Raw genomic sequence first — 7,106 nt, forward strand, 5'->3', positions numbered from 1 at the left:
CCAGCCCCAGCGTATTTGGTGCGGCTGCACTCGACAGGGGTGTTTATGTCAAGTGTGCGCAGGGGTGTGGTGGGCTCCACGGCGAGAAACCGTGTGAGGAAGTCGAGGAATCGACCGTGATGGGCGCGTGCGCTCGCAGCTGAGTAAAGCTCCGGATTCATTTCGAGATCAAGCTGACAGTTGTCTGCTGCTTGGACGAAGTTGAGGGCAAAGTCTTCAATTACGCCGGTAGTCAGTACGTATGCCCGGCCATGCGCTCGGCCGAGTGTGACCTTGTCGTTGTACGCCATGATGGTCACCCACGGACCGAAGAACTCTGTTGCGCCGTCGTCATCAAGGCCATCGGTCTCGCCGACTACATCGCGGCGAATGGCATTGTGCCAGTACCGCTGGTGCCGCAGTGCACCGGACACTTCAATCTGAACCACCCGCAGAAACTCGGCGCAGGTGGTCTCGTCACCGAGCCGCAGCCGTAGCGGAACGACATTGGACGTGCTGCCACAAGAATGGCGGGTTGCAGCAGTCAGTCGCGCAGCCACGGGCAGACTCAGAGTCACCTCGTCGGTGTCGATCCAACCGGCCAAGTATGTCGCGAAGGCTGCGATGAGCACGCCTGCGGGAGTGGAGTCGAGACGGGTCGCTGCATCCGCCAGAAGTCTGCTCTGCTCGGGCGAGAACTCTGCGTGTGTCACTGTATTTCCGGCGGCGGGTGCCGCTGACCGGCGAACGAGTGAGGATCGTTGCTTCAAACCCTTCATTCGTGCGGTCCAGTACTGACGGTCGCGTTCGTAGCGAGGGCTTGCACGGTAGGCGATCTCGGAATCGCTGACATTTCGGAGGGAAGGAGCATCGAGGGGCGGAGTATTGATCCCGTAGACAGAGTCCGTATAGAGCTGAGCGATCCGCTGGATACCTACCATCGCCCCGAAACCGTCCAGCACGATGTGGTGGGCTCGTAGGTACCAGAACCATCGGTCATCCGAGAGCCGAAGCACTGACATCCGTAGCAGCAGAGAATCGAGAAGATCTACTGGGGTGGTGTATTCCGCGCGCATCCACGCCACGGCCTCGGCTTGCGGGTCGGCTGTTCCACGCAGATCGATCAACGCCGGGCTGACATCGATAGCTGGATCGATGACCTGTCGCGGCTCCCCACCCTCCACCACTATCCGAACGCGTCCTGCACCGAGTTCGTCGGCCATGCGAACGATCGCAGCCGTCAAAGTCGCCATATCGATCTCGCCACGAATGTCGATGTATTGAGCGATGTTGATCGGAACGAGCGGGTCCATGTGTTGCGCGTACCACAGGCCCAGCTGAGTCGGCGAAAGCTCGAACGCTTCGGTCAGGTCGTATGTTGAGTCGGTCATGCAAATCCCCCTCGCACAGATGCACAGCGAGGCTACCGGGTCATCGTGATCACCGCGAGCCAGTGCCACGTCCGGGAAGGCTGATGCAGTAGCTAGTACTCACTACTTCCTGATCACCCGGTGCGTGGTGCGCTGGTCTAGCCCCTGCTCCGCACGATCTGCGTGGGCGGGCTGATCGGTTTCGTCTTCTCCTACATCGTGTTCCGGATCATAGAATCCGATATCCGGGCACTACTGCGCGTGACCGGAGCGCGGACACCGGGTCAGGAGTAGACCTTCGGATCGAGGGTGCCGATGTAGGGCAGGTCGCGGTAGCGCTCGGCGTAGTCGAGGCCGTAGCCGACGACGAATTCGTTCGGGATGTCGAAGCCGACGTGCGCGACCTCGACGGGGGTGCGCAGCGCGTCGGGCTTGCGCAGCAGGGTGACCACTTCCAGCGAGGCCGGGTTGCGGGTGGCCAGGTTGCGCAGCAGCCAGGACAGGGTCAGACCGGAGTCGATGATGTCCTCGACGATCAGCACATTGCGGCCCGCGATGTCCTTGTCCAGGTCCTTCATGATGCGCACGACGCCGGAGGACGAGGTGGACGAACCATAGGACGACACAGCCATGAACTCGAGCTGGGTCGGGATCGGCAGCGCCCTGGCGAAGTCGGTCATGAAGAAGATCGCGCCCTTGAGGACACCGATCAGCAGGAGGTCGCCCTCGGGAGCGTCGGGTGGGTACCGCTTGGCGACGAGCTCGGCCAGCTCTTCGATCTTGGCCTTGATCTGGTCTTCGGTGATCAGCACCGATGCGATGTCGTCTCCGTACACGGAAGTGGGTGTCCCTTCGGTGGTCATGTGGCATCGTTTCGCGGCTGCACGCGCACCGTCAGCGTGCCATGCTCGCGCGCCACGACCAACCTGTGGTCCCTCCCGCCACCCGCCACCGCGACCCCACCCTGCCCGCGCCAGTTGCTCACCAGCTCGTCGATCGCTTGTAAATGGGCGTTCAGCAAGCCGCTCACGCCCTGTTCGGCGAGCCAGGCCCTGATCGTTCTGCGCCGCAGCGCCGGGGCGGCAGTGGCCAGGATCTCGATCGATAACGCCGGTCGATCGGTGTCGCCGGCGCCACGGTCGCCCGTGCTCGCCGCACGCAGCAAATCGGCGGTGAGTACGTCGAGCACCTCGCCATCGGCGCGAAGTTGATCCGCCGTCCGCGCCAGCGCCCGCGCCACACCGCCCCCGAGCACGTCCCCGAGCAGCGGCAGCACTTCGTTCCGCACCCGCACCCTGGTGTACGCGGGATCGAGATTGTGCGGGTCGTCCCACGGTTCGATGCCGAGATCAGCACACATCCGCACGGTCTCCGCCCGCCGGACGCCGAGCAACGGCCGCCCCCACGGCGGATTCCACGCCGACATCCCGTGAATCGACCGTCCGCCGGAGCCACGGGCCAGCCCGAGCAGGACGGTTTCGGCCTGGTCGTCGAGGGTGTGCCCGAGCAACACCGGCCTACCCGCACGCACCGATTCCAGGGCCGCGTACCTGGCCGCCCGAGCCGCAGCCTCGGTCCCGCCTTCACGTCCGACCTCGACCGGCAGTACCTGAGCTTCCACACAGCCCAGCGCGAGCGCCTGCTCGGCCGCCCGCGCAGCCACCTCCCCCGACCCGTCCTGCAACCGATGGTCCACCACGACAGCCGTCACGTCCCCCGCCTCGACGACAGCAGCAGCAACCAACGCCAGCGAATCAGCACCCCCGGACAACCCAACGACGACCGGCATCCGCCCACCCCGCGCCGCAACCCACTCCCGCACCCCGCGCCGCACGGCCAAAACAGCCGACGTCTCAGGCAGTCGCGCTCTCATCCTGTTCCGCCTCTCCGCGAATTCAGGCCAGACCCGCCTGCCACCAAAGTTGTGTCGGCGGCTGGCAGTGATCGGGATGGGCAAGTTTGCCCGTACCCGGTGAGTTACCCATGTGCTCGCGTTGCCGTCCGTTGTCCAGGGGCTACAACACGCGGGTGATCCAGCGGTCTGGGTCGTCTATTTCGTCGAGCCTCGGCAGCGTCTCCGCGTTGGTCCACACCGTGTTGAACTCCGCGACCCCGACCCGCTCGACAACAGCGTCGACGAACTTCTTCCCCCGCACATACTGCGCGACCTTCGCGTCCACCCCGAGCAGCGCCCGCAGCAACCGCTGGATCGGATTGGTCGGCTTCTTCCTGCGCTGGTCGAAGGCGGAGCGGATGTCGGCGACGGTCGGCACCACGGCGGGTCCGACGGCGTCCATGACGTGATCGGCGTGGCCTTCGAGCAGGGTGCCGAGCATGAGCAGCCGGTCGAGGGCCTCGCGCTGCGGCGGGGCCTGGGCGGCGCGCAGCAGGCCGACGATCCCGCGGCTGTTGGGGTCGTCGGCGGTGTCGCCGTCGCGCCGCGACCGCACCTCGGCGATCAGCCTGCTGAGCATCTCGCTCATCGGTTCCTCGCCGACCTCGCTGAGGATGTCGACATTGGTGCGCATGTAGTCGGCCAGCCACGGCGCCGAGGAGAACTGCACCCGGTGGGTCACCTCGTGCAGGCAGACCCACAGCCGGAAGTCGGACGGGTCGACGCCGAGCGCCCGCTCGACGCTGAGGATATTGGGCGCGACCAGCAGCAACGTGCCGTCCTCGCCGGTGAACGGGTCGTACTGGCCGAGGATCGCGGTGGACAGGAACGCCAGCATGGTCCCGGCTTGCAGCCCGGCGGGCTTGCCGACGAATCTGCCGACCGGGGTGGTGGTGTCGGTGCCGGTGAGCACGGCCATCGAGTCGGCGGCGGCGGCGATCCAGCCGGGCCGGTCGACGATCCTGGCCTCGGGCACCGGCCGGTCGTCGAGCAGTCCGCTGACCTCACGCACCGGCCCTTCGGCCCGCACCGAGGCGGTGGCGAGCTCGGCGACGACCTGTTCGGCGGTCTGCCGCGAGGTGCGCGGCCCCGCGGGCGCCAGCACCGCGCCGGTGCGCGCGGCGAGCCGCCAGTCCACGGCGCCGCTGAATCCGGAGGTCGTGCGCCCGGTCTTGTCCTCGGTCATCGCCACCCGCTCTCAGGAGCATCCGCAGTTGCGCAGGGTGCCCGCGACCGCGTCGAGCGCGGGCCTGCTGACCTCCGGCAGTCGGTCGTTGGACATCAGCGCGAAGGTCAGTACCCGGCCGTCCCGGTCGAGCACATACCCGACCAACGCGCTCGCGACGCTCAGAGTTCCGGTCTTGGCGCGCACCCAGCCCGCGCCTGCCCGGTTCTGGGTGACGAAGCGCGGCGCCAGCGTCCCGGTGCCGCCCGCGACCGGCAGGTCGTCCAGCAGCGATGCGAGAGCCGCTGCGCGCGGGTCGTTTTCGGGCCTGGCCTGGGTGCCGGCGGGCACCACCGTGGAATCGCCGGTCGGCTTGGCCGCGGTCGCGATGATCGAGTCGAGCAGCCGCGGCGGCACCCGGTCGTCGACCGAGAGCCCGCTGTTGTCGGCCAGGTGCAGCCCGGCGACGTCGAATCCCGCGGTGGTCAGCGCCGCGGTCGTGGCCGCGACCGCACCGGCGAAGGAGGCTTCGCGCCCGGTCGCCACCGCCAGTTCCCGCCCGATCGTCTCGGCGAGCACATTGTCGGAGTGGATCATCATGTCGTGCAGGCGAACTCGCAGCGGCGCCGATTCCACCTTCGCGATCTCGGCGCCGTTGCGCGCGGCCGGACCGACCCGCACCGCGGCGGGGTCGACGCCTAGTTCGGCGGCCAGCGCCCGCCCGGCCTCCAGCGCGGGGGTGGAGGTGCGCGGCGAGTAGTCGGCCGACGGATCGAAGCGGCCGCCGTCGAGCATGATCGGCTCGATCGGGGTGATCGAGCCCTCCGGGATGTCGATCGGGTCCCAGCCCGAGGCCATGGTCGGCCCGGTGTAGGCGGAGGTGTCGACGACGATCGCGTTCACCTGCCTGCCGGAGGCCTTGACCTGCGCGGCCAGATCCGCGATCCGGGCGCCGTCGGTGTAGTAGCCTCCGTCGGCCCTGGTGGTCAGCGTCGGATCGCCACCCGCGACGAGCACCAGCTCCCCCGGCGCACCGGCGACGACCCTGGTCGGCACCCGCTGATCGTCGGGCAGCGTGAGCAGCGCGGCCGCGGTCAGCATCACCTTGGCGGTGGAGGACGGGATCATCGCCTTGGCCGGATCCTGGCTCCACAGCACCGCGCCGCTGGTCGGATCGGTCACCTGACCGGCGAAAGCGCCCAGATCAGGGCTGCCGACCACGGACGCCAGCGCCGCGGCGATCCCCGCGGCGGTCGGCGCGGGCGCGTCCGACCTGGCCGGGGTGATCTCCGCGACGGGCTGACCGGTGGACGGCGGCGGCGCCACGGTGAGGCCACCGTGCCGGAATTCCGGTGACCACGGTTTCGCGATCGCCGCGAACCCGCCCGCGATCACCAGCACCGCGACAACCACCGCGGTCAGCCAGATCCACAGCGACGATCGCCCACCCCGCGATCCCGTCTTCTCGGCGCTTCGATCGATCACGACCGTCGGTGCTTCGCTGCCATAGGGCGGATGACCCATTCCGCGCTGATCCATCAGGCCACCTGGCCAGCCGGAATCTCGAACCCTGACATCAACGCCTCACCGATCCTCGACTGTCTCGCCCGACGCGCCTCGACTGCGCGCTGAGCCGCCTGCCGCACCGGTGTTCCAGCACACCACACTATCCTCGTTGCGCAACGGTTCCCCAGAACGATCTGGCGAGTCGGCAGACCGCACTCGAACGAGCAAGGAGATGGCGTGGAGTTCGACGTCACCATCGAGATCCCCAAGGGTTCTCGGAACAAGTACGAGGTCGATCACGAGAGCGGCCGGGTCAAGCTCGACCGGTACCTGTACACCTCCATGGGCTACCCGGCCGACTACGGCTTCATCGAGAACACCCTCGGCGAGGACGGCGATCCGCTGGACGCGCTGGTGCTGCTGCCCGAGTCGGTGTTCCCCGGCGTCATCGTCGAGGCCCGCCCGGTCGGCGTGTACCGGATGACCGACGAGGCAGGCGGCGACGACAAGGTGCTGTGTGTGCCCGCGGGCGACCCCCGCTGGGATCACATCCAGGACCTGGCCGACGTCTCGGAGTTCGAGCTGTCCGCGATCAAGCACTTCTTCGAGCGCTACAAGGACCTCGAGCCGGGCAAGTTCGTCCAGGGTTCGGAGTGGCTGGACCGCGCCGAGGCCGAGAAGATCATCGACGAGTCCTTCGCCCGCCTGAAGGAATCCGGCCACTGAGCTGACAGTGCACGAAAAACGGGAAGTCCGAACCAGCTTCGGGCTTCCCGTTTTCGTTACCCCGTCCGGGCCGCCGACCCCCCGGCGACGACGCGGCTCGCCTGCGCGAATCCCGGTGTACATAACATAATCTATCGCGTGAACAGTTATGTTCGCCACCGCCGCAACCCGATTGGGCCCTTCTCGCAGGCGCTTGGATCAGTACCAGATGTACAGATCCCAGCCGTCCCAGGCCTCGGTGCACTCCCAGTAATAGCCGCCGGTGTAGGGCGATTCGCCGTCGGCGCGACAGGCGGTCAGCGTGGCGTAGGTGCCGTAGTAGGTCCCGGCCGGTCCGGCGGCGGCATTGCCCGCGGCGACCGTCGACACCCCGGCGACGGTCGCGACGGCCACCAGTCCGGCGGCGGTGGGGGGTTTTTTGCGCAGGGCGGGTGCGACTCTGTGCGCGGTTAGACGGCGTGATCGG

At 67.6% G+C, this 7,106-nt stretch carries 7 protein-coding genes; 1 reads left to right on the plus strand and 6 read right to left on the minus strand.

Features of this window, described 5'->3' with window-relative positions; genetic code table 11:
- The 5 genes from ACFWPJ_RS00590 to dacB all read right to left on the minus strand — a co-directional run.
- Positions 1-1,370 (minus strand): condensation domain-containing protein (locus tag ACFWPJ_RS00590; RefSeq protein ID WP_378845552.1); only part of this gene is annotated, 1,370 nt, incomplete at its 3' end.
- Between the two features lie 263 nt (positions 1,371-1,633).
- Positions 1,634-2,185 (minus strand): hypoxanthine phosphoribosyltransferase, encoded by a 552-nt coding sequence (gene hpt / locus ACFWPJ_RS00595; RefSeq protein ID WP_110041409.1) that lies wholly within the window; start codon positions 2,183-2,185, stop codon positions 1,634-1,636.
- Between the two features lie 23 nt (positions 2,186-2,208).
- Positions 2,209-3,222 (minus strand): tRNA lysidine(34) synthetase TilS, encoded by a 1,014-nt coding sequence (gene tilS / locus ACFWPJ_RS00600; protein ID WP_378845553.1) that lies wholly within the window; start codon positions 3,220-3,222, stop codon positions 2,209-2,211.
- Between the two features lie 142 nt (positions 3,223-3,364).
- A complete protein-coding gene (locus tag ACFWPJ_RS00605) occupies positions 3,365-4,429 on the minus strand; it encodes a zinc-dependent metalloprotease (protein ID WP_378845555.1) in 1,065 nt (354 codons plus the stop codon).
- 12 nt (positions 4,430-4,441) lie between these two features.
- Entirely contained in the window at positions 4,442-5,947 is a 1,506-nt protein-coding gene (dacB, locus tag ACFWPJ_RS00610; protein WP_378845557.1) for a D-alanyl-D-alanine carboxypeptidase/D-alanyl-D-alanine-endopeptidase, read from the minus strand.
- Positions 5,948-6,151: 204 nt separating this feature from the next.
- On the opposite strand from dacB, the gene ACFWPJ_RS00615 reads away from it, so the two are divergent.
- On the plus strand, positions 6,152-6,640 hold the full coding sequence (locus ACFWPJ_RS00615; protein WP_189029611.1) for an inorganic diphosphatase: 489 nt from the start codon (positions 6,152-6,154) through the stop codon (positions 6,638-6,640).
- 198 nt (positions 6,641-6,838) lie between these two features.
- Here the strand turns inward: ACFWPJ_RS00615 and ACFWPJ_RS00620 are convergent.
- Positions 6,839-7,106: hypothetical protein (locus tag ACFWPJ_RS00620; protein WP_378845559.1), on the minus strand; the 268-nt coding region annotated here is incomplete at its 5' end.

Source organism: Nocardia sp. NPDC058497, assembly GCF_042720195.1.
In the GTDB taxonomy this organism is placed as follows: Bacteria; Actinomycetota; Actinomycetes; order Mycobacteriales; family Mycobacteriaceae; genus Nocardia.